Raw genomic sequence first — 23,253 nt, 5'->3', positions numbered from 1 at the left:
GAACTATCCCTAAGCCACATGGCATCAATATCCCCCGTAATCACATAGGTGTCCGGTTTTCCATTATTCTTGGAAAAAGTCACCGTGGTGTCCAAAGTATTGGGAAAACAGTTGTTGAACAACCATCCCAATTCCTTGTCCTTTACATTTTTTTGAAATTCCGAAATGGCACTTTCAATACTTTGACTGCTAAAGTGTCGCTTGTTCTTTGCTACCCGTACCTGCGGGAAGGATTTTAAGGTTTTGGTATCCGCTGCAACCATATTTAAGGGGTCAATCATCGTAAAACCACCCGCTAGGGCAGTATTCCTTATAAATTTTCTTCTTTGCATATTTAAGTAAGTTTATTCTATAATGTTTTTGTGAAATATTCAATTCATTTAATATGTTTTCTAAAAGCGAATTCCTTCTTTTAGAAAAAGATGGATTTATGGCAATCCTATACAGAATGACCTTAATTTTTGATTAATGATCGAATGGGCTCTTTCAGTACTCGTCCATTGACACTTTATGTTGTTACTCTCCAATATCAATATGTCCCATTGGTATTTCATTATATGAAATTAGTTATCACTGTTTGGATTGTTATCAGTTACTTCCAGAACATCTATTATTCTTCCAACTAATACTTGGTATTAAATCTATATATGATGCTCTTTACCTAAAAATAGATCTATGGAATTATAGGTGCCATATTTCATATATTCTTGGCACCACATTTTATGATAAATTTTTTTTACACAAAAATGAAAAAACTATTTGTAATTACTAAAACGTTTTACTAAGTTTATCCCAAATTAACAAAGCATTAACTTTTGGATACTATATATCTTGATTTATGCCAAATTACATCAAAATTGCTAAATCGTTTTATCTGTTAAGTCATTTGCAAAATAAGTTAATGACGTTGCAAAATATTTTAACATAGAATAATTATAAAACAACCCTTTAAACCAATGAATATGAATCATTTTGTCCGTTTCTTAATTAAACATGGCAAACAGAAAGTAACTAAAACTCTTATGGTTTTAATCCTTACTGTATTTTACCAAAATCATGTGTTTGCAGAATATCAGCAAGTTGATCCAATCAACATAAGTGGAATTGTCAAAGATTCTGGTGGCTATCCGCTTCCAGGGGCTAGCGTGATGGAGAAAAACACAACAAACGGTGTAGTTACCGATTTTGACGGGAATTTTGAGATTAAAGTTGCATCCCGAAATTCTATTTTAGTAGTTTCTTATTTAGGTCTGAAGACGGCCGAAATTCCTGTTGGGTCTAAAACAACATTCGTTGTTGAACTAGAAGAAGATGCCCAGAATCTTGATGAAGTTGTTCTGATAGGTTATGGAACTCAATCAAGAAAAGCCGTTTCCACAGCTGTAACCAAAGTTTCTTCCCAGGATTTTAATGAAGGGGTCGTTTCCTCTCCTTTAGATTTAATTCAAGGTAAGGTTGCTGGATTGCAAATCACAAGAGCCGGTGGTAACAATCCGAACTCTGGAGCATCAATCCAATTAAGGGGTGTTACCTCTATCACTGGTTCTAATTCACCATTAATCGTTGTGGACGGTATACCTGGTGGCAATCTTGATTTAATCCAACAAAATGACATTGAATCCTTTGATGTCTTAAAGGATGGTGCCGCTGCCGCTATTTATGGTACCCGAGGGACTAATGGCGTAATTTTAATAACCACTAAAAAAGGTCAAAAAGGAAAAAGCACCTTTAACTATTCTACATTCCTATCAAAGGAATACGTGAGTACTAAGCCCGATTTTTTAACAGCCGATCAATTCCGTTCAGCTATCGCCAATGGTCTAATAGGGGAAAACAATGATTTAGGTGGGTCTACGGACATATTCGATAAATTGGTAAACGAATCCAATTTAACCCAATATCATAACTTCGTCGCATCAGGAGGAACAGAGTCAAGTGCCTATAGGGCATCATTATATTATAAAGATTCCCAAGGTATCGCATTGGAAAATGGACGTGAGGAATTCGGTGTCAGAGCAAGCTTTAACCAATCTGGATTAAATAACAAACTTGATTTTTCATCGAGTGTGGCAGTAAACATCAATGATGCCAATCTACTCGGAGGAGACCAATTTGGTGTTGTTACAGATTGGAATCCAACCGCACCTATATATGCCCCTTATAATCAAGAAACAGAAGGACAGTTGGTGAACCCAGGAATGTACGGTTATTATGAACCAGAAAATGGATATAACCCTTTTTCCCAATATGAAAATAGATTTAACCAAAGAAAGCAGATTACTTTTTCGGGAGACGCTAAATTGGGATATGAATTTTTTCAAGATTTTATTGGTTCCGTTTTTGTCTCTTACCAAAGAAATTCTTGGAACGACAGATACTATAGGTCATCAGAGGATTATGACCAATACAATTCAGGGAGCGAATATAATGGTACGGGATATGCGTATAAAAGTAATCATTTGGACTATACCCAAACTATTGAACCTACTATAAACTATTCGACTAGCTACGGAGATAATACTTTCGATGTTTTAGGTGGTTATAGTTACCAGTATTCAACATCAGAAGATTACTCCATGAGCAATAGTGGTTTTACCACTGATAGTTTTGAAGATTGGAACTTCGGAGCTGGTAATGCAATAACAGATACCGATTTACCTAGACCAAGTCTATATAGTTTTAAAGAAGACAATACACTGATCGCATATTTTACAAGGCTCAGTTATAATTATAAAGAACGTTACTTTATCCAAGCATCGATCCGACATGAAGGTTCTTCTAGGTTTGGGTCCAATAATAAATGGGCGAGTTTCCCCGCGATATCCGGTGGATGGCTTATTTCTGACGAAAACTTCATGAACAACCTTGATTTTGTAAATAACTTAAAACTTAGGGTAGGCTATGGAGTAACTGGTAACCAAGGTATTCCTAACTACCAGTCTCTGGTTACTTTAGGTACCGGAGGTAAGTATCCGATATTTGAAGATGGTTCAGACCAAGCGACATATTACCAAACCTATGGTCCTGTTAAAAACCCAAACCCAGACCTTAAATGGGAGACAAAAAAAGAATTTAACTTCGGTTTGGATTTTGGTTTACTGAATAATAAAATAAACGGGTCCTTGGATGTTTACTCGAGAAAAACAGAGGATCTTCTATTGAGTTATGGTGTAGCGCAACCTCCTTATGTACAATCAAGTATTTATACAAATGTAGGTACTATCGAAAATAACGGTATTGAATTGGCAGTTGACTACAATGTATTAAATAGGGGAGATTTTAATTGGTCGATAAATTTTGCCGGTAGTTACCAAAACAATGAATTATCATCCTTATCCAACCAGGTTTTTTCAATAAGTGAACTATACGGAGGAAATATAGGGAATCCTGGTAACCTAGGAGATGCTATAAGAAACCAAGAAGGTGGCCCCATTGGAAATTTTTACGGTAAAAGATTCGCAGGGTTTACAGTAGATGGCAAGTGGTTATTCCATAAAGCGGATGGGTCTATAGGCGGCGTAAGCGATATGGAGGAAGAAGACAAAACTATAATCGGTAATGGTCTACCCAAATATTATGCGTCGTTTACAAATACCTTCAATTACAAGAACTTTGATCTTACTGTGTTTTTTAGAGGAAAGTTCAAATATGATATTTTAAATACGGTAGATTTATTCTACGGAAACCCAGAGCTGTTACCGGGAAATGTCCTGACGTCCGCCCTAGGCCAATATAGCCAAATATCCGAGGCTTCACAATATTCAGATTACTATTTAGAAAAAGGGGATTTTATAAAATTAGACAATATTACATTAGGTTATAATTTCAATGTATCTGAGAAAAGTCCTTTTTCCAGTCTAAGAATCTATGGAAGTGCGAGAAACCTAGCGACATTCACAGGATATAGCGGAAGAGATCCAGAAGTACAGGATACAGGTCTTTATCCTGGAATAGATGATCGTAATTTCTATCCACGGACTATTACCGTAACTGCAGGTATTAATGTAAACTTTTAATTCAAAGAAGATGAAAAAGACAAAAATAATGAAAAGACTTAGTGCCGTTCTTGCACTTATACTCACTTTTAGTTGTACAGATTTAGAAGAAACAACTTATTCTGAACTTTCGGAATCTAACTTTTACAACAATGAGTTAGAACTTATACAAGCCACCTTAAGACCTTTTACCCATATGCAGGCTTGGTTATCATGGTCGGGTCAAAATGGTTATTATTACCATAATGAGCTCTCCGCAGATCAGACCGCATGGCCGCAAAAAGGAAGACATGGTTATGACAATGCGGACCACATCAGACAACATTACCATACTTGGACAGACCAAGAGGGGAGGTTGAATAATGCTTGGAAATTAATGTTCACAGGACTTGGGTATATAAATTCCGCTATTGAAAGTATTGAAGAAGTAGATCCTGAATCCATTAATGTAACGCAAATAGAATTAGAATCAATAATCGCAGAATCTAAAGTCTTGCGTGCATACCATTATATGAAGATAATGGATATGTGGGGTAATGTTCCTATTGTTACCAAAGTAGGTATCCCAACTAATCCTGAAACTGTTAGTCGTGAAGAAGTATTTGCTTTTATAGAGCAAGAACTTTTGGAGAATGTAGAAAAGCTGCAAGTACTCTCCCCACAGTTATTAGGTAGAATGTCAAGAGCCGTTGGCTACGCTATACTTTCTGAACTCTATTTAAATGCAGAGGTTTGGTCGGGAGTTCCCCGCTGGGAAGATTGTATTACCTATAGTGATAAAGTGATGAATGGTGAAGGTGGGTCACTCACTGGTACTATTGCTTTAGATCAAGATCCTTTAGGCCCATTTAATAATACTAATGAAGATTCTCCCGAAAACATCTTTCAGTTCCCATTTAGTAGGGTAAACGGTTTCGGCTATCATTGGGGTTCCTTTTATATGGGCTTTTCAAATATGACCGCGGCTTTAGATGTGAATTTTTCAGGTAATAATGCTTTCGTCGTCGTTCCTTCTGCATTTGACGCCTATAAAGAAAACGATATTAGAAAACAAGAATGGTTTCTTTTTGGCCCACAATATAAATATGGTACCGACCAACCTATTTTAGGGTCTGAAGAATACAACGGACAACCTTTTATATATGTAAATAATATAAGAAGGAATACAGAAGGGCAGACCGGTGAAGGTTCCATGACAGATGGAGAGGAAAATAGCGGTGCCCGATTTTTTAAATACAGATCGGGTACACAAGATGACCCGAATTATCTTGAGGGCGATTATGTAGTCTATAGGCTAACAGAAATGTACTTTAATAAGGCCGAAGCTATTATGCGATTAAACAACGGTGTAGCCAATGCAGAAGCTGTTACTTTAATCAATGATAGTAAATCCCGCTATTTTTCACCTGAGGATTGGATGACTGAAAAGTATAATACCTCATCTTTAACCCTTGAAGAACTTCTCGCAGAACGAGGACGTGAATTTATTTTTGAAGGAAAACGGCGTACAGACTTAATTCGTTTTGGGGTGTTCACTACAGGATCCTGGTGGGACCACCAACCTAGTAGTGATTCTCATTTAAATATTTACCCAATTCCTTTTAATCAATTACAGGCCAATCCTAACCTAGTTCAGAATCCTGGATATAACAACTAAAAATTATGAAGACATATTTATTTAAAATAAGGAACCTAGCTTTTTTAGCTCTTACAATTTCTATACTTTCATGCGAAGGGAGACGTGATTTTCCTGAGTTACAGGAAACCGGCGTTAATCTTGACAACTATGATATTATTCTCCTAATATCAGGTGACACAAAGAATATTACAGCCACTTTTGAACCGAATATAGCACCTAATAGGGATTATGTCTGGACAGTAGATGATGCAAGTGTTGCTGATGTGGTAATAAACGAAGATAAATCCGTTTCCCTTACTGCTACGGGTTCCGGACAAACTACAGTACGCATTACCGCAGCCAATGATGACTCAATAACGGCTTCGGCTCCTTTAAAAGTAATATCCGGGGCCCCTGTTGATATTACCGATCAAAGTATGATTACCGTGAACAAAGAAAATAGTGGAGGTCCTGATGGAGCTGAAGGGTCATTAAAATTGATCGATGGTGATTTTAATACCAAATTTCTATCGGGCTATACCTCCCCATTTTGGGTCAATCTAGAATTTGAGCAACCTGTAGTAGCTGGCTATTATTCACTGACATCTGGAAATGATGCCCCAGACCGAGATCCTCGTGATTGGGAAATACAAGGATCTCAAGACGGAGTTTCTTGGGAGACTTTAGATAGTAGATCAGATTATAGTTTTCCCGATAGGATACTTACACGTGAGTTCTATTTTGATAATAATACCGCATATAAGTATTATAGATTCGATATTATAAATAATAATGGAGGAAGTCTATTCCAAATGCAAGAATGGCGACTGTTTTCATTACCCAATTAGTTATGTATTAATAAAATGATAATGTTGTATTCGTCCTGTAAAGTTTTTATGAAAATTTAGATTGTACCAATAGTATTCTCTTGTTAAAATAAGAGCACAGAGTTGGGTTGAATTTTGAAAGTGTTGATTACTCGAATGTTAGAAGAAGGAAAATTGCAATTGAAACATTCGCTGGCCAATACAGGTTTCAACTTAGGTGAAAATGTTTATTTAGATGACGCGGCCTATGGAAATAAGTTTAGACTCGAAATCCTTAACAACAATTCTGCAGGACGAATTACATATTATTATCATATGGAATATTGACTTATCAGCGAGTCGATAACTTTAAAAATAAAATAAAAATGAAAAAACCATATCTAAAATACCTACAAATTCTACTAAAAAAAAGTAAGTATCTATTCTTTAGTTCCTTGATTTTTATTAGCATAATCGCTATGGCCTGTAATCCCGGGAAATCAAATTCAACTGTAAAAACCCCAAAAGTGACCATAATAAATGAAGATGCAAATTTAGAACCTGCTATCATTGAAGGGTTTAAGAATATCATTTATAATGTATATCCAAAATTGGTGAATGACTTTAATGAAAACGCTCGAATGGATATTACCGTTAAAATTGACACGGTTTATGAAGGAGTTGCTTATGCACATAATGGGAGAGTTACTGTTAGCTCGAAATGGTTACATAAAAAACCAAGTGACCTAGATTTGATGACCCATGAAATCATGCATATTGTCCAAGCCTATCCTAATGGTTCAGGACCAGGTTGGCTGACAGAAGGCATCGCTGATTTTGTCCGATTTAAATATGGCATTAATAACAGTAAGGCTGGATGGTCACTGCCGGAATTTTCCAGTACCCAAAACTATAGCAATAGTTATAGAATTACTGCTAGATTCTTGGTTTGGATAGGCCAAAATTATGACGAAAAAATTGTTTACAAACTTGATAAAAGGTTAAGATCAAATACTTATTCTCCAGAAATTTGGAAAGAATATACAGGCTATGGTATAAATCAATTATGGGACAAGTATAGTCAAAATCCTATTCTGGAATAATTAAGAAAACCAATTATTGAAAACAATCCTACAAAAATACAGCTGGTGGTTGTCTGGAGTACTCGTATATAAACCCTTGTTCAAAAGTGATTGGAACTCGAATTGTTACGTCAAACTAAACGTAACGGTAACAAGAATAGTTGCCCCTTTTCAATCATATCAGGTAATGATGTTCCTCACCATAATCCAGCCACAGAAAACCGGCAGTATCTATGAATGACGGTTATATAATGACAATTTGTTTCTATTAAGGTAATAGCCTGGTATTTTAAAAAATATCCAGGTCTTTTTACTATATACTAAAACCTTTTACTAATTTTAACATATGGGATACTTCGAAATACTTTAGTCAATTCCATTTGTTGTGCCAAAATAATGTTCTTAACATGGTCGTTAATAGATATTTCCCCTTTTTTTGTATCGCTTTTGTTCTATTAGGGATTACCCGTATTACGGCCCAAGACAAACTTAGAGCCCCTGCTAATCCACTAATCACCCATAGTCCAAACTTTAGTATCTGGTCAATGGCATCTAAACTTAACAACTTCCCTACCCAAAACTGGACGAATCATGAACGTTCATTATTTGGTATTTCAAAAGTAGACGATTCCTATTATCGTTTTTTATGTGTAGCACCTAAAACATATAAAACTATTTTACCTACTTCAGATGAAACCGGTTATGAAGTGGATTATACTGAACAAGAACCAAATCCTGGTTGGGAAAAACTAAAATTCACTAGCATAATTTGGAAAAAAGGACGAACCCCATTCAGTGACAATATCAATGGGGCAAATACCATTTGGAAGAGTACTGATTTGTGGTATAGCCGAACTTTTGATTTAAATGTTTCTAATCTCAAGAATCTATATTTGAAACTACGCCATGACGATAAGGCTTGGGCCATCTTCATGGTCATAAAATCTGTGGTAGGGAAAGTTGGCGACATAGTTTTAAATACATCCTATTTGATAGGAGTATTATCAGGCAATTAAAATCAAACAATAATATTTTTCACGATCGATTATGAGAAAGGAAATCAAATATTACCCAAACAAAACATATGCGGTCTGCCCCTGGACAGAAGAAAAACTTTTACAAAGTCGGATTGGGTCGTTTGGACAGCAACCTTGACCGAAAATGAAAACGACTTCATTGCTCTCATTGACCCTATTTGGAAATATGCAGATGAAACAACAGCCAGAGTTCCAATTAGTGATCTTCATGAAACAACCAATGCTAAACGTATAAATTTCAAAGAACGTTCTGTAGTTGGAGGGTATTTTATCAAACTTTTGAAAGAAATAAAAATCCAAGTAACCAAAAAAACAAATGAAAAACCATTCTGCTATACTAATATTACTATTACTAGGCCTAAGTTGTACGGATGATAAACCGCATATTGGATCCGATTTTAGAAATGAAAAAACCGTATTTCAAACGAGTAGCCTATGGATGCCTGAAATAGATGTACGTTCTGATGTGGCCATTGTATATGGAGTTCACGGAAATCCATCTGATGGGGAAAAACAAATAACATTTGAAGAACGGGTCGAATCATGGCGTGAACAAGGTTATAAGACCCATTTTATGACCGGAATTGCCTGGGGTTCATATCAAGATTATTTTTTGGGTGGATGGGATGGAAAAAATCATTTGGGAGAAGGTCAAGTGGAAAGAAACGGGGATACCATCTGGCATGGACACAATGTCCCTTATATTGTACCTACGCCAGATTTTATAGCTTATATAAAAAAAACTGTAATTGAAAGGGTTATTGATGCAGGAATTAGTTCTATCTATTTTGAAGAACCTGAATTTTGGTCTCGGGCAGGCTATAGTAGCGTCTTTAAAAAAGAATGGAAAAACTATTATGGATTTGATTGGAGACCACAACATGAGTCCCCTGAAAACACGTATCTATCAAACAAATTAAAATATAGTCTATATTACAACACCTTAAAAGAGGTGTCATCTTATGCCAAATCCTATGGCAAGTCAAAAGGTTTAGATGTAAAAGTGTACATTCCTACACATTCTTTAGTAAATTATTCTTCATGGCAAATTGTTAGTCCAGAGGCTAGTTTGGCCTCATTATCCGGGATAGATGGTTATATCGCACAGGTATGGACAGGTACTTCCCGTGAGCCTACTTATTATAATGGAACTAAAAAAGAACGAACTTTTGAAAACGCTTTTTTGGAATATGGCTCCATGGTTTCTATGACAGCCCCTACCAAAAGCAAACTGTTTTTCTTAACCGATCCAATTGAAGACCGCAATAAAACTTGGGAAGATTATAAAAAAAATTATGAGGCTACCTTTATTGCTCAATTACTCTACCCAAGTGTTGCTGATTACGAAGTAATGCCATGGCCAGAACGCATTTATACCAGACCTTATCAAATAGCGAATACAGATAAACACATTCTCATCCCAAGGTCATATAGTACCCAAATGCAGATAATGATCAATGCATTGAATGATATGCCCATATCAAATAATAAAGTAAGTGGCTGCAATGGGATAGGGGTTTTGATGGGTAACTCTTTAATGTTTCAACGTTTTCCAACGCATAATGGTTTTAATGACCCACAGTTCTCCAACTTCTATGGTCAAACATTACCCTTGGTAAAACGAGGTATCCCTGTACAAACAGTACATATGGAAAATTTAGCATATGAAGCTACTTTAAAAGATATACAAGTGTTGGTAATGAGCTACTCGAACATGAAACCCAGTAGTGCTAAAATCCATAAAGAATTAACTAATTGGGTTTCTGAGGGAGGTGTTCTAATTTATGTAGGCAGGGATAATGACCCTTACCAATCCATTCAAGAATGGTGGAATACTGAGGGGAATAATTTCAAGTCCCCTTCCGAGCATTTATATCAATTAATGGATATTTCACCAATAGACAAAGAAGGTGAATTTACCGTGGGTAAAGGAAAGGTGTATCTACGGAATATAAACCCCAAGGAGTTTGTAATGGTTGAAAATGGGGATAAAGAGTATATAGAAACCATCAAGAGTGCCTTTAAAAATGTAGATTCGACAATGAACCTAAAGTTTAAGAACAATTTTTATCTACAGCGAGGTGCATATAAAATAATCTCTGTAATGAATGAAAGTACTGATACAAAAAACTATGAAGTTGAAGGACCTGTGATAGATCTGTTTGATTCTGGATTACCGATTTTAACGAAAAAAATAATCCCACCTGGTAGCCAAGCTTTTTTATATGATATAAATGCGGTAGAAGACAAGACAAAACCCCAAGTATTGGCCACTGCATCTCGTATTTACAATGAGACAAGAACAGACAGTTCTTATGCCTTTATCGCAAAAAGCCCTAAGAACACAACTAATGTAATGCGTATTCTTTTACCCCAAAAAGCAAAGGAAATAAAGATATCGGATGCTAATGGACGTATTATCCCAAATTTTAAAAAGACCTGGGACCTATCTTCCAAAACGCTCCGGCTAGAATTCGAAAATAATAATGAAGGTATTCAAATAGAATTAAACTGGTAATAATATGAAATCCCTATCTTTTTCAAAACCCGTTGTACTATCCCATGGTATTTTTCTTTTATGTTGTGCCCTGTCCTTATGGAGCTGTAATTTTACAAATACGGAAAATACACTGACTAGTAAAGTCAATGTATTTTTAGGAACATCAGGTGACCATGGCCAAATGTCCCCTTCTGCATCATCTCCGTTCAATATGTTGAGTATAGGACCACAAACATATGCACATAATCATACAGGTTATGATTATTATGCTAAAAGATTTGAAGGGTTTACCCATACCCATCTAGAAGGAGTTGGCTGTACCGGGAGTGGTGGCAATATCCTAATCAAACCTATTGTAAATAATGATTTTCAAACACATTTATTAAAATCAAAACAACATGCCAGCCCTGGTTATTACCAAGTTTCTTTTAAAAATGGGATAAGTGCGGCGATGAGTGTAAACCATAATGTTGGATTGGAAAAATATACTTTTCCCATAGAGGCTAACGAAAAAGGATTGTTTATCGATCTTTCTTTTGCACTTTCCAACAGATTCATTTCTGAAGAACATACCATTGAAAAAAATATAATTTCCGGGTGGATAGACACCTACTCGACTTGTCATAGAGGGGTATATAGGATATATTATGCGATGCGACTTTCTGATTTTTCAGAATTAGAAATATTGAATGACCATCAGTATTATGTATCATTACCCCAAAACACGGTCAATACAATAGTGGAGATCGGATTTTCTTCAGTAAATGCTGAGTATGCCAAAAGCAAACTAGTTTCAACAAACCTAGAAACTGTCCAAAAAGCTTCAAACCAAGAATGGAATTCATTGTTATCCCATGTAAAAGTACAAGGTGAAGAAGATAGGGAGAATCTTTTTTATTCCCTATTATACCGAGGTTTGCAATCCCCATATAAAATAAGTGAAGATGACGGCACCTATGCCGCAATAGATGGTTCTATTCAAAACGCTGATTTCGAAGTATACAATGGTTGGGCAATTTGGGATAACTACAGGGAGCAACTGCCTATGTTATCATTACTATATCCTAATAAGTTTAAGGACATTTCAAAATCCATTGCAAATCTTTATAAGTACGGGAAGAAGGATTGGGCGACAAAACATGAGCCCTCGCCAACAGTGCGTACAGAGCATGCTCTTGTCGTATTATTGGATGCTTACGAAAAGAAATATCCTTTGGATTTCCTTCCGATTAAGGATTCAATCATCGCTGAAGTAAATAGATTGAATTTTGGTTCACCGGATAAGGCCTTGGAATCTTCCTATGACCTTTTTGCTGCCTCCAAAATAATGGAAACCTTAAATGATGATGAATTAGCTAGAACCTATTGGGAGAAATCATTAGACTATAAAGAATACTGGGAAAAAGACTTTGCCGATCTCACTAAAGATGATGTTGACCGAATGCAGGCAAGGGGTTTATATCAAGGGACAATTTGGCAGTACCGCTGGTTCGTTCCCTATGATATTTCAGGTTTAATAGAATTAATTGGTAGTGAAGATCAATTTATAAAGGACCTGGATCAATTTTTCGAAGAAGGTAATTATAACCATGCCAATCAACCTGACCTTCAGGTTCCCGGTTTATATAATGCAACTAAGCAACCGTGGAAAACACAAAAATTATTTCGAAATATATTATTGGATACTGTTATCCAAAACTATTTCAATGATAATAGTAAAGGAATAGCCCCTTATATAGGACGAATATATAAAAACGAACCTAGGGCATACCTTAGAACAATGGATGATGATGCCGGTACGATGTCATCTTGGTTCGTAATGCGGAGTATCGGTATTTCACCAGCAAATATCGGAACCCCAATATACTATCTGACCGCCCCGATATTTGAAAAAGTCAGTATAGATTACCCTAATGGGGTGAAATTTGAAATTGAGGTGAAAAACTACGATAAAGATCATTTTTATATTAAGTCAGCCACCTTAAACGGAAAAGCATTAAATCAAAATTGGTTACGACATGAAGACATTCTAAATGGTGGTAAATTAATTATTGAAACTTCCAAAACCCCTAATACCTCATGGGGAACGGAAAATATGTTTATAACAAATTATTAAATTTAAAATCATGCGCTTAAAAAGAATCATTATTCCATTTATTGTATTTAGCCTTTTTTCATGCAAATCCACAATTGTAACATCCAAAACCGTTTCAAACCCTAATAACACACCAAAAAACGTAATTCTGCTAATCAGTGATGGTACTGGGCTGTCCCAGATATCTTCTGCCTTTTATTATAAGGAATCTACACCAAATTACACTCGATTTAAAAATATAGGACTTATTAATACCTCTTCTTCAAGGGAAGACGTTACAGATTCTGCGGCTGGGGCTACGGCCTTTGCGTGTGGGGAGAAAACCTACAATGGGGCAGTAGGTGTTGCTGCCGATTCAACGAACCTAGGGAATATTGTAGAGTTGGTCGCATCCAAAAATATTAAAACAGGGGTCATTGCCACTTTAGCCATAACCCATGCTACACCTGCGTGCTTTTATGCCCATACTTTTAGTAGGGATTCCCAAGAAGAAATCGCATCTCAACTAACACGATCAAATGTGGATTTTTTTGCTGGAGGGGGGTTAAAATTCTTCAATGATCGTAAGGATGGACAAAATCTACTTATAAACTTAAAAAACAATCAATTTGATGTCTACACCAATGCATTAACCGAGTTCGCCACAATTGAATCAAGTAATAAAATAGGTTTTCTTTTATCAAATGAAGGTATGCCCAAAATGGAAGAAGGTAGAGGGGATTTCTTATCAAAAGCAACAGAATTGGGAATTCAATTCTTAAGCAAAGATGATTCAGGCTTTTTCTTGATGAGTGAGGGGTCTCAAATAGACTGGGGTGGACACGCAAATAATGCGTCATGGTTAATATCGGAACTAATTGATTTTGATAATGTTATTGGTAAAGTATTGGATTTTGCCGAAAAAGATGGTCATACATTGGTAGTTGTGACTTCTGATCATGAAACCGGGGGCTTTACCTTAGCCGCTAAAAAGAAAAAAAGAGAGGATGGAAGTGAGTATAGTGATTACAGTGAAATTGGTCCCACTTTTTCCACTGGAGGGCATTCAGCCACATTGATACCAGTATTTGCTTATGGCCCAGGGTCCGAAGAATTCAAAGGTGTTTATGAAAACAATGAAATTTTCCATAAAATAATGAAGGTTACCAATTGGGGGAAAGCAAAGTAAAATCCTTTATTCTGTCAAACTGAATAAAGGGTTTAAAGCAAAATTAAATAATAAATAAAATGGGAAGAGGTAGAGGTTTATTTAAAACAATGTTAACTATTGGTATAATAACAATTGCCAATATACATATAACCTTGTCCCAGACAGATGGGTATCCAGTAGATTATGTAAACCCCTATATGGGAAATATAAGCCATATATTGGTCCCCACCTTTCCGACCATACATTTACCCAACAGCATGCTTCGGGTGTACCCTGAACGAGGGGATTACACAGGAGATCTTCTACATGGATTGCCCGTGATCATAACGAGCCACAGAGGTAGCTCTGCCTTTAATTTAAGTCCATTTCAAGGTTCCGAGAATGAAATTAAACCGGTTATTGATTACAGCTATGATTTAGAGAAGTTAACCCCTTATTCTTATTCCGTTTATTTGGATGAGCAACAGATTTCGGTAAACTACGGGATTTCCCACCAAGCTGCCCAGTATGAAATAGCATTTGAAAAGGATCAATATTCCTACTTGGTCATAAATTCAAGAAACGGGGAATTACATTGGGACGGAAAGGCCGTATCCGGCTACCAACAATTGACCAAAAACACTAGGGTCTTCCTTTATTTAGAGCCCAAACAACAACCGCATTCGATTTCAATTCTAAAAGAAAACGGGACAAGGGAGGGAACTGATATAAAAGGCAGAAATGCCAGTTTAATTTTAAAATATAAAAAAGGCAAAAGAACTATTCATATAAATTATGGTATTTCCTTTATTGACGAAAAACAAGCAAAACGCAATATGAACCGTGAGGTTATAACAAAAACGGTTGCAGAGTTGCAAAAAGAAGGTAAAGCCATTTGGGATAAAGCCCTTGGTAAATTCAATATTGAGGGAGGTAGTTATGATGATAAATCAGTTTTTTACACCTCATTGTATCGCTGCTATGAGAGGCCGGTTTGTATTTCAGAAGAAGGCCGATATTTCAGTGCCTTTGACGGTAAGATCCATGATGATAAGGGGCGGGATTTCTACACAGATGATTGGATTTGGGATTCGTACCGTGCACACCACCCGCTACGTATTTTATCAGATCCGGATAAAGAAGAGGATATTCTACATTCTTTTCTGCTCATGGCTGAACAAATGGATAATTACTGGATGCCCACCTTTCCAGAAATAACAGGGGATAGTCGTAGAATGAATTCCAACCATGCTGTAGCTTCTTTTATAGATGCTTATAGGAAAGGGTTGAAAAAGTTCGATTTAAGCGATGCGTTTTTGGCTTCCAAAAACGCACTTACCCAAAAAACCTTGGCTCCATGGTCTGGCCGACCAGCAGGTGAATTGGATATATTTTACAGGGAAAAAGGATATATCCCTAGTTTAAGGGACGGGGAAAAAGAAACTATCCCTGAAGTATCATCATTTGAAAAACGCCAGCCCGTTGCTGTTACCTTAGGCACTTCATATGATGAGTGGTGTTTATCTCAAATTGCTTCTGAATTAGGGTTAAAGGAAGAACACCAATATTATAGTCAGAAATCATTTAATTATCGAAATCTATTTAACCCTGAAACCCATTTTTTTCATCCTAAGGATAAAGCAGGTCTTTTTATTGAACCTTTTGATTATCGTTTTTCGGGTGGTCTTGGGGCTAGAGAGGCATATGGCGAAAATAATGGATGGACCTATCGTTGGGATGTACAGCATAATATTGCAGATTTGATTGAACTAATGGGAGGGAATCAAAAATTCATAAATAATCTCAATGATCTTTTCTCTACTCCAATGGGTCGAGGAAAACGTGAATTTTATACCCAACTTCCGGACCAAACCGGTAACGTTGGTCAATTTTCAATGGCCAATGAACCATCCTTACATATTCCGTACTTATATAATTATGCCGGCGAACCATGGAAAACACAAAAACGAATCCGTAAACTCCTTAAAGAATGGTTTAGAAATGATTTAATGGGGGTTCCGGGTGATGAAGATGGAGGCGGAATGTCCTCATTTGTTGTATTCTCCCAACTCGGGTTTTATCCTGTGACCCCAGGATTGCCTATCTACAATATAGGAAGTCCTGTTTTTGAAAAATCTGAGATTCTTCTCGGAAATGAAAAGAAATTTACCATACTGGCAAAAAACAGTTCGGAGGAAAATAAATATATCCAATCAGCAAAATTAAATGGCAAAACTTGGAACAAACCGTGGTTCACCCATGAAGATATTATTAAAGGTGGGACTTTAGAACTAATTATGGGGAAAATAGCGAATAAAAATTGGGGCAGCTCAATTTCCAATGTGCCACCATCCTTTTCTTTTCAGAAATAAATTATATAGAATCCCGAAACCATAAATATTTGTTCTTGTTGCAACACCGGGAATGAAAAAGGTGAAGAGTACCAACCGAGGAAATAATGACAGTGTTTTCAGACGATCTTTATGCCAAATAGTAGGGGGAACACTCTTTTTTTAACAATGAACTAAAACGTTTTACTAAAAATTATTATTATATTTATTCCAGTTATTTTGGGCATGAAGAAAACGCTTGTTTTGTTATTGATTTTTAGCCAATTGAACTCTTGCTATACCTCAAAAAGAACGCAATCATCATCTGGAAATCCAATATTCCCAGGATGGTATGCCGACCCAGAAGGAATCGTATTTGAAAATCAATTTTGGGTATACCCGACTTTTTCCGCACCTTATGAAAAACAAGTGTTTTTTGATGCATTTTCTTCTTATGACCTCACCCATTGGAAAAAACATGAAAGAGTATTGGATACAGCGGCAATCAAATGGGCGAAAAAAGCACTATGGGCACCTTCCATCATCAAAAAAAGTGAGAATTATTTTCTTTTTTTTGGAGCAAATGACATTCAAAATGAAAACGAAGAAGGTGGAATAGGTGTTGCCGTTTCAACAAAACCAGAGGGTCCATTTGTTGATTACCTCGGAAAACCATTAATAGATAAATTTTACAATGGGGCACAACCCATTGACCAGTTTGTCTTTAAGGATGTCGATAATCGATATTATCTAATATATGGAGGTTGGAAACATTGTAATATTGCCCAACTCAATGATAGTTTCACTGGATTTATTCCTTTCAATACGGGTGAAAAATTTAAGGAGATCACACCTGAAGGATACGTCGAAGGGCCTTTCATGTTTCTCCATAAATCCAAATATTACTTAATGTGGTCAGAAGGTGGATGGACAGGACCCGATTATAGTGTTGCATACGCCATCGCGGATTCCCCTTTAGGTCCGTTCAAGCGTATTGGAAAAATATTGGAACAGAACGATGAAATAGCCACCGGAGCAGGGCACCATTCTGTAATAGCAGCACCAAAAAAAGACAAATACTATATCGTTTACCATAGAAGACCTTTAACAGAATCCAATCGTAATTCAAGAGTAACCTGTATTGATGAAATGCATTTTGACAAAAACGGACATATCCTTCCGGTCATCATAACCCATGAAGGTGTACGTTCAAATAAATTATGATGGAATTATATAAAATCAATTCGACCAAAAAAAAGTATAATTATTATTAGCAAACCATATGAAGAAAACATTTATATCTTTAATAGCCTTTATTATAGGTGTGCAATTTGCACAATCCCAAAACTATCAAATTGAGCAAATCGATAATCCTGTCGATTGGGTAAACCCATTAATGGGGACCGATTCCAATCCAGGTCTTTCTAATGGGAATACCTACCCGGTAATAGCCATGCCATGGGGCATGAATTTTTGGACGCCTCAAACCGGTAATATGGGTCATGGATGGGCTTACACTTATAATGCAAATAAGATCAAAGGTTTTAAACAAACCCACCAACCATCCCCATGGATGAACGATTATGGCCAATTTTCAATCATGCCCATTACTGGAAAATTACGATTTAAGCAAGAGGAACGGGAAAGTTGGTTTTCACATAAGGCCGAAATCGCAACACCATATTATTACAGTGTTTATTTGGCCGATCATGATATCACCACTGAAATCACCCCTACAGAGAGAGCGGCCAGATTCCGTTTTACATTTCCTGAAAATGATGAATCCTATATCATCGTAGATGCATTTGATAGGGGGTCATATGTAAAGATAATCCCTCAGGAAAGAAAAATAATCGGTTATACTACCAGGAATAGTGGTGGTGTTCCTGATAATTTCAAAAACTATTTTGTAATCATATTTGATACGGATTTTGAAATATCAAATACATTCAGTGAGGCTGAATTGACGAACACTCTGGAATCAACATCTAAACATGCTGGAGCGGCCATAGGCTTTACCACTAAAAAGGGTCAAATTGTGAATGCCAAGGTAGCTTCTTCTTTTATAAGTTTCGAGCAAGCAGAAATAAATTTAGAGGAAATAGGGGATTCCGATTTTAATCAATTAAAGGAAAAAGGAAAAGCAATATGGAACAAAGAATTAAGTAGAATTGAAATTGAAGGGGCTACAGCGAATCAGATAGGGACATTCTATTCATGCTTATATCGTTCCTTACTTTTTCCAAGAAAATTTTTCGAGTTCAATAAAGAGGGTGGCATTGTTCATTACAGCCCATATAACGGTGAAGTCAGAAAGGGTTATATGTTCACTGACACGGGATTCTGGGATACATTCAGATCACTTTTCCCCTTTTTAAACCTCATGTATCCCGAGTTAAGTGCCCAAATGCAGGAAGGCCTATCCAATGCTTATGATGAAAGTGGATGGTTGCCGGAATGGGCAAGTCCCGGTTTACGTAATATCATGGTGGGTAATAATTCTGCCTCTGTTGTGTCCGATGCATATCTTAAGAATGGCAATTTATACAAATATGATATCGAAAACCTATACGATGCTTTAATACATGGGGCAAACAACGAAGGTCCAATGACAGCTGTAGGTCGTGCGGGGGCCCCTTCTTATATTAAATTGGGTTACGTTCCTTTTGATATCGGGTTGAATGAAACAGCTGCAAGAACCCTAGAATATGCTTATGATGATTTTGCCATATACCAACTGGCCAAAGCTTTGAAGAAACCTAAAAAAGAAATTGAACTTTACAAAAAGCGAAGTTTAAACTACAAGAACCTATATGATTCCGAATATAAGCTAATGCGGGGTAAGGACAGTAAGGGTGATTTCAGGACTCCTTTTAGTCCGTTCGATTGGGGAGGAGACTTCACTGAAGGGAACAGTTTGCATTACTCTTGGTCTGTTTTCCATGATGTACAGGGTCTAATTGATCTTATGGGGGGGGAGGAGGAATTTGTTTCCCAATTGGATACCGTTTTTTCCTTACCACCGGTATTCGGAGATAAATATTATGGAGGTGTGATCCATGAAATCAGGGAAATGCAAATCGCGAATATGGGACAATACGCCCATGGTAACCAACCCATTCAACACATGCCTTACTTGTACAATTACGCCGGAGTACCATGGAAATCACAATATTGGGTTAGGGAAACCATGGACAGGATGTACAATCCCAATGCCGATGGTTATTGCGGGGATGAAGATAACGGACAAACGTCAGCATGGTATGTATTCTCCGCCATGGGCTTTTATCCCGTAGCACCAGCTACCGATCAGTATGTTATTGGTACTCCCTTATTCAAAAAAACGACCATACATCTTGAGAATGGAAAAAAAATAATAATCAATGCACCAAAAAACAACCGTATAAACCGATATATAAATACGATGACATTTAATGGGAAATCCTATTCCAAAAATTGGTTGAGTCATAAGGAATTGATGAAAGGTGCTGAAATAGATTTTGACATGATTGATGAACCAAATAAAAATAGAGGGATCAACAAGGAAGATTTTCCCTACTCCCTTTCAAACGAATAAATTGTTTAGAGTTAGTTGTTAGTTTAGTTTAATAGTCTTGGGTTCTTTTTCTCGCAAATCTATGGACCCAGGACTTTTTAATTGCCAAAATAGTACAAAGTATGATGAAATATGCGTTTTTAATAGCCATGACCTTGGCGTTTATATTGATGGTTAGCTGTAATAACAGCAGCTTGAATAAAAATATTCAGTCCAACGAAGCATTGGTAGATTATACAAAATTCGTAGACCCAATGATCGGTACGGCAAAAATGGGACACACCTACCCCGGAGCAACCGTTCCCTTTGGCAGTGTTCAATTAAGCCCAGATACGGATACTGTCCCCTTTGCTGTAAATGGTCGATATAATCCAGATGTTTACAAATATTGTGCGGGATATCAATATGAAGATAGTACCATAGTCGGTTTTAGCCATACTCATTTTAGTGGAACCGGACATTCCGACCTTGGCGATTTTTTAATTATGCCAACAACGGGAGCCTTAAAATTGAATCCAGGTACGGCCACAAATCCGGATAGCGGGTATAGGTCACGTTTTTCACATAAGAACGAACATGCTTCCCCTGGATATTATAGTGTTCTACTGGAAGACTATGAAATCAAAGCAGAAATGACTGCTTCTACAAGGGTCGGCATGCATCAATACACATTTGAAAATAATGAAAAGGCCCATGTTATAATGGATTTGATGTCGGGAATTTATAACTATGACGATAAAAATGTTTGGACCTTTGTAAGGGTCGAAAACGATACTTTAGTAACTGGATATCGTCAAACAAATGGATGGGCACGGACAAGGAGGGTTTATTTTGCTATGGCATTCAGTAAACCTATCACCAATTATGGAAGGGCTCGTTATGACAGGCCTCCATACAACGGTTTTTGGGGGCGGTTCAATCAGGCTGAAAATTTTCCTGAGGTCGCAGGTGAAAAAATAAAAATGTATTTTGATTTTGATATGGGGAAGCAAGAGAAACTACAACTGAAAATTGCATTGTCCCCCGTGAGTTCTAATGGCGCACTTGCGAATATGAAAAAAGAAATACCAGATTGGGATTTTGAAAAAGTTAAGGATGATGCTAAATCGTCGTGGAATAAGGAATTAAATAAAATAGAACTTAAATCAGAGGATAAGGAAGAAAAAATAAATTTTTATACGGCCATGTACCATGCATTTTTAGGTCCTACTGTTTATATGGATACTGACCATAATTACACCGGCCTTGACATGAATACCCATAATGCGGATAATTTTACGAATTATACGAGCTTTTCCCTTTGGGATACTTATCGTGCTTTACATCCCTTATTCAATATAATACAGCCAAAAAGAAATTCTGATATGATTTCTTCTATGATTGCCCACCAAGATCAGAGCGTGCATGGCATGCTTCCTATTTGGTCCCATTATGCCAATGAAAATTGGTGTATGATCGGTTATCATAGTGTATCAGTGATAGCCGATGCTATTGTGAAGGGAAATACCGATTTTGATGCTGAAAAAGCACTGGAGGCATGTGTGCAAACTGCGAAAACCAGATACTATGATGGACTAGGGTATTACATGGATATGGGTTATGTTCCTGAAGATAAAAGTAGTTCATCCGTATCCAAGACCTTAGAATATGCCTATGATGATTGGGCAATTGCCCAAGCCGCAAAAAAATTAGGGAAGGAAGACATTTATATTGAATTCATGGAACGTTCAAAAAATTATAAAAATGTTTTTGATTTGAAATCCGGTTTTATGCGCCCCAAATTAAGTGATGGTAGTTTTAAACAAGACTTTGATGCATTAAATACGCATGGACAAGGGTTCATCGAAGGAAATTCATGGAATTATAGTTTATATGTTCCCCATGATCCTGAAAATATGATTACAATGATGGGTGGGGGGGAACGTTTTATAACACACTTGGATTCCTTATTTACCATGGATTTACCTGATAAATATTTTGAGAACACCGAGGATATAACCCGTGAAGGTATTATTGGAAATTATGTACATGGTAATGAACCATCACATCATGTAGCTTACTTATACAATTGGACGGATTCACCTTGGAAATCACAAGATAAAATCAGAATGATTCTGGATTCTAAATATAGAACCGGTGCTGAAGGGTTGAGTGGAAATGATGATTTTGGACAAATGAGTGCTTGGTATATATTCAGCACTTTAGGGTTTTATCCTGTAGCACCTGGTTCAATAAACTACGCCTTAGGTAGTCCTTCCATAAAAAATGCCGTAATCAATCTAAAGAATGGGGCTTCTTTTGAAATAATCGCAAAAAATCAATCTGCAGAAAATGTTTATGTTGAGAAAGTGGAATTAAATGGTAAGACATTAAGAACACCATTTATTTCGCATAAATCCATTATGTCTGGTGGTAATTTAACTTTCTATATGTCTTCGGAACCCAATCCTACATTATATGAAAGTGAATGAACAACATAAACTTCTACCTAGATTAAGGTGTTTTTTTATATTGAATTTTATTTGTGCTCAAATCCTCTGGGTTTGACCCCAGAGGACTTTTTGAAAATTTTAAAATAGCTTTATAAAGCAAATTAATTAAACCAGAAATTTCAATTACGGATAGTTTATTTTATAGGAATTAATCAATGTTAAAAATACGCTTCAATAAAATGGCTTCAGGTTCCAATTCTGCAATAATAGGCTGTTTCTTAGCTTTTTAAATTGGCATTTTGTTATTTAAAGGGGATGATGAACTCTTATTCAAATTATCTTGTAAACGTGAAGTTCTAAGAGTTGATTTTTGTTTCTCCCTATTATCATTAAGCTTGGATATATTGGTAAAAGAAGATGCTATCGATTTTCCAATATCGAAATTACCTTTTGGTAAATAAAGTATAACAGGATAAAACTGTTTTATAATAATTTAAAAATGAGCCTTATGGAAAACGAACTGTTTTTCAATATGACCTCCTCCCGTTAAACCGGACAGTTTGGAACTAGAGGATTATGGGCGAATAAATGTTTAACTTTAAATAGATTATTTGCTTATGAAACGTTCAAAATTCAGTGAATCTCAGATTGTGTTCGCGATCAAACAGGCCGA

Annotated in this window: 14 protein-coding genes; 13 read left to right on the top strand and 1 reads right to left on the bottom strand. The window is 36.5% G+C overall.

What is annotated here, in order from left to right:
- A partial coding sequence (locus LX92_RS21830) for a glycoside hydrolase family 125 protein (RefSeq protein ID WP_146197899.1) occupies window positions 1–332 on the bottom strand: 332 nt, incomplete at its 3' end.
- A 690-nt stretch (window positions 333–1,022) separates the two neighbouring features.
- Here LX92_RS21830 and LX92_RS21825 point away from each other — a divergent pair.
- The 13 genes from LX92_RS21825 (at window position 1,023) to LX92_RS21765 (ending at window position 22,619) form a co-directional block, all read left to right on the top strand.
- Window positions 1,023–4,016, top strand: a complete 2,994-nt coding sequence (locus LX92_RS21825) for a SusC/RagA family TonB-linked outer membrane protein (protein WP_109655120.1) — start codon at window positions 1,023–1,025, stop codon at window positions 4,014–4,016.
- A gap of 10 nt (window positions 4,017–4,026) precedes the next feature.
- Window positions 4,027–5,652: a RagB/SusD family nutrient uptake outer membrane protein gene (locus tag LX92_RS21820; RefSeq protein ID WP_109655115.1), complete on the top strand. Its 1,626-nt coding sequence runs from the start codon at window positions 4,027–4,029 to the stop codon at window positions 5,650–5,652.
- A gap of 5 nt (window positions 5,653–5,657) precedes the next feature.
- The gene (locus tag LX92_RS21815) at window positions 5,658–6,461 is read left to right on the top strand and encodes a discoidin domain-containing protein (protein ID WP_109655113.1); all 804 of its coding nucleotides are present in this window, start codon (window positions 5,658–5,660) and stop codon (window positions 6,459–6,461) included.
- Window positions 6,462–6,805: 344 nt separating this feature from the next.
- The gene (locus LX92_RS21810; RefSeq protein WP_223308458.1) at window positions 6,806–7,522 is read left to right on the top strand and encodes a basic secretory family protein; all 717 of its coding nucleotides are present in this window, start codon (window positions 6,806–6,808) and stop codon (window positions 7,520–7,522) included.
- A 386-nt stretch (window positions 7,523–7,908) separates the two neighbouring features.
- Window positions 7,909–8,517, top strand: coding sequence for a DUF4964 domain-containing protein (locus tag LX92_RS21805; RefSeq protein ID WP_109655111.1), 609 nt, complete (start codon window positions 7,909–7,911; stop codon window positions 8,515–8,517).
- Window positions 8,518–8,526: 9 nt separating this feature from the next.
- The gene (locus LX92_RS21800; protein WP_109655109.1) at window positions 8,527–8,913 is read left to right on the top strand and encodes a glutaminase domain-containing protein; all 387 of its coding nucleotides are present in this window, start codon (window positions 8,527–8,529) and stop codon (window positions 8,911–8,913) included.
- On the top strand, window positions 8,855–11,056 hold the full coding sequence (locus LX92_RS21795; RefSeq protein WP_109655106.1) for a hypothetical protein: 2,202 nt from the start codon (window positions 8,855–8,857) through the stop codon (window positions 11,054–11,056). The genes LX92_RS21800 and LX92_RS21795 overlap by 59 nt, the downstream gene beginning before the upstream one ends.
- A 4-nt stretch (window positions 11,057–11,060) precedes the next feature.
- Window positions 11,061–13,154: a glycoside hydrolase domain-containing protein gene (locus tag LX92_RS21790; protein WP_109655104.1), complete on the top strand. Its 2,094-nt coding sequence runs from the start codon at window positions 11,061–11,063 to the stop codon at window positions 13,152–13,154.
- A 10-nt stretch (window positions 13,155–13,164) separates the two neighbouring features.
- Window positions 13,165–14,301 carry an alkaline phosphatase gene (locus LX92_RS21785; protein WP_109655102.1) on the top strand — a complete coding sequence of 379 codons (1,137 nt, stop codon included), beginning with the start codon at window positions 13,165–13,167 and terminating at the stop codon, window positions 14,299–14,301.
- 59 nt (window positions 14,302–14,360) lie between these two features.
- Window positions 14,361–16,634 carry a GH92 family glycosyl hydrolase gene (locus tag LX92_RS21780; RefSeq protein ID WP_223308459.1) on the top strand — a complete coding sequence of 758 codons (2,274 nt, stop codon included), beginning with the start codon at window positions 14,361–14,363 and terminating at the stop codon, window positions 16,632–16,634.
- A gap of 204 nt (window positions 16,635–16,838) precedes the next feature.
- Window positions 16,839–17,816 carry a glycoside hydrolase family 43 protein gene (locus LX92_RS21775; RefSeq protein WP_109655098.1) on the top strand — a complete coding sequence of 326 codons (978 nt, stop codon included), beginning with the start codon at window positions 16,839–16,841 and terminating at the stop codon, window positions 17,814–17,816.
- A 58-nt stretch (window positions 17,817–17,874) separates the two neighbouring features.
- Window positions 17,875–20,169, top strand: coding sequence for a GH92 family glycosyl hydrolase (locus LX92_RS21770; protein WP_109655096.1), 2,295 nt, complete (start codon window positions 17,875–17,877; stop codon window positions 20,167–20,169).
- Between the two features lie 104 nt (window positions 20,170–20,273).
- Window positions 20,274–22,619, top strand: coding sequence for a GH92 family glycosyl hydrolase (locus tag LX92_RS21765; protein WP_394340358.1), 2,346 nt, complete (start codon window positions 20,274–20,276; stop codon window positions 22,617–22,619).
- The last annotated feature ends 634 nt before the right edge of the window (window positions 22,620–23,253 follow it).

Origin of the sequence: Maribacter polysiphoniae (assembly GCF_003148665.1) — a bacterium.
GTDB classification, from domain to species: Bacteria; Bacteroidota; Bacteroidia; order Flavobacteriales; family Flavobacteriaceae; genus Maribacter_A; species Maribacter_A polysiphoniae.
Note: the sequence above shows the minus strand (reverse complement) of the source record. Positions and strands in the feature narration are given on the sequence as shown.

Coding starts and splice junctions, on each gene's coding strand:
- LX92_RS21825 (WP_109655120.1), top strand. CDS start 1,023: ATGGTTTTAATCCTTACTGTATTTTACCAAAATCATGTGTTTGCAGAA.
- LX92_RS21820 (WP_109655115.1), top strand. CDS start 4,027: ATGAAAAAGACAAAAATAATGAAAAGACTTAGTGCCGTTCTTGCACTT.
- LX92_RS21815 (WP_109655113.1), top strand. CDS start 5,658: ATGAAGACATATTTATTTAAAATAAGGAACCTAGCTTTTTTAGCTCTT.
- LX92_RS21810 (WP_223308458.1), top strand. CDS start 6,806: ATGAAAAAACCATATCTAAAATACCTACAAATTCTACTAAAAAAAAGT.
- LX92_RS21805 (WP_109655111.1), top strand. CDS start 7,909: ATGGTCGTTAATAGATATTTCCCCTTTTTTTGTATCGCTTTTGTTCTA.
- LX92_RS21795 (WP_109655106.1), top strand. CDS start 8,855: ATGAAAAACCATTCTGCTATACTAATATTACTATTACTAGGCCTAAGT.
- LX92_RS21790 (WP_109655104.1), top strand. CDS start 11,061: ATGAAATCCCTATCTTTTTCAAAACCCGTTGTACTATCCCATGGTATT.
- LX92_RS21785 (WP_109655102.1), top strand. CDS start 13,165: ATGCGCTTAAAAAGAATCATTATTCCATTTATTGTATTTAGCCTTTTT.
- LX92_RS21780 (WP_223308459.1), top strand. CDS start 14,361: ATGGGAAGAGGTAGAGGTTTATTTAAAACAATGTTAACTATTGGTATA.
- LX92_RS21775 (WP_109655098.1), top strand. CDS start 16,839: ATGAAGAAAACGCTTGTTTTGTTATTGATTTTTAGCCAATTGAACTCT.
- LX92_RS21770 (WP_109655096.1), top strand. CDS start 17,875: ATGAAGAAAACATTTATATCTTTAATAGCCTTTATTATAGGTGTGCAA.
- LX92_RS21765 (WP_394340358.1), top strand. CDS start 20,274: ATGAAATATGCGTTTTTAATAGCCATGACCTTGGCGTTTATATTGATG.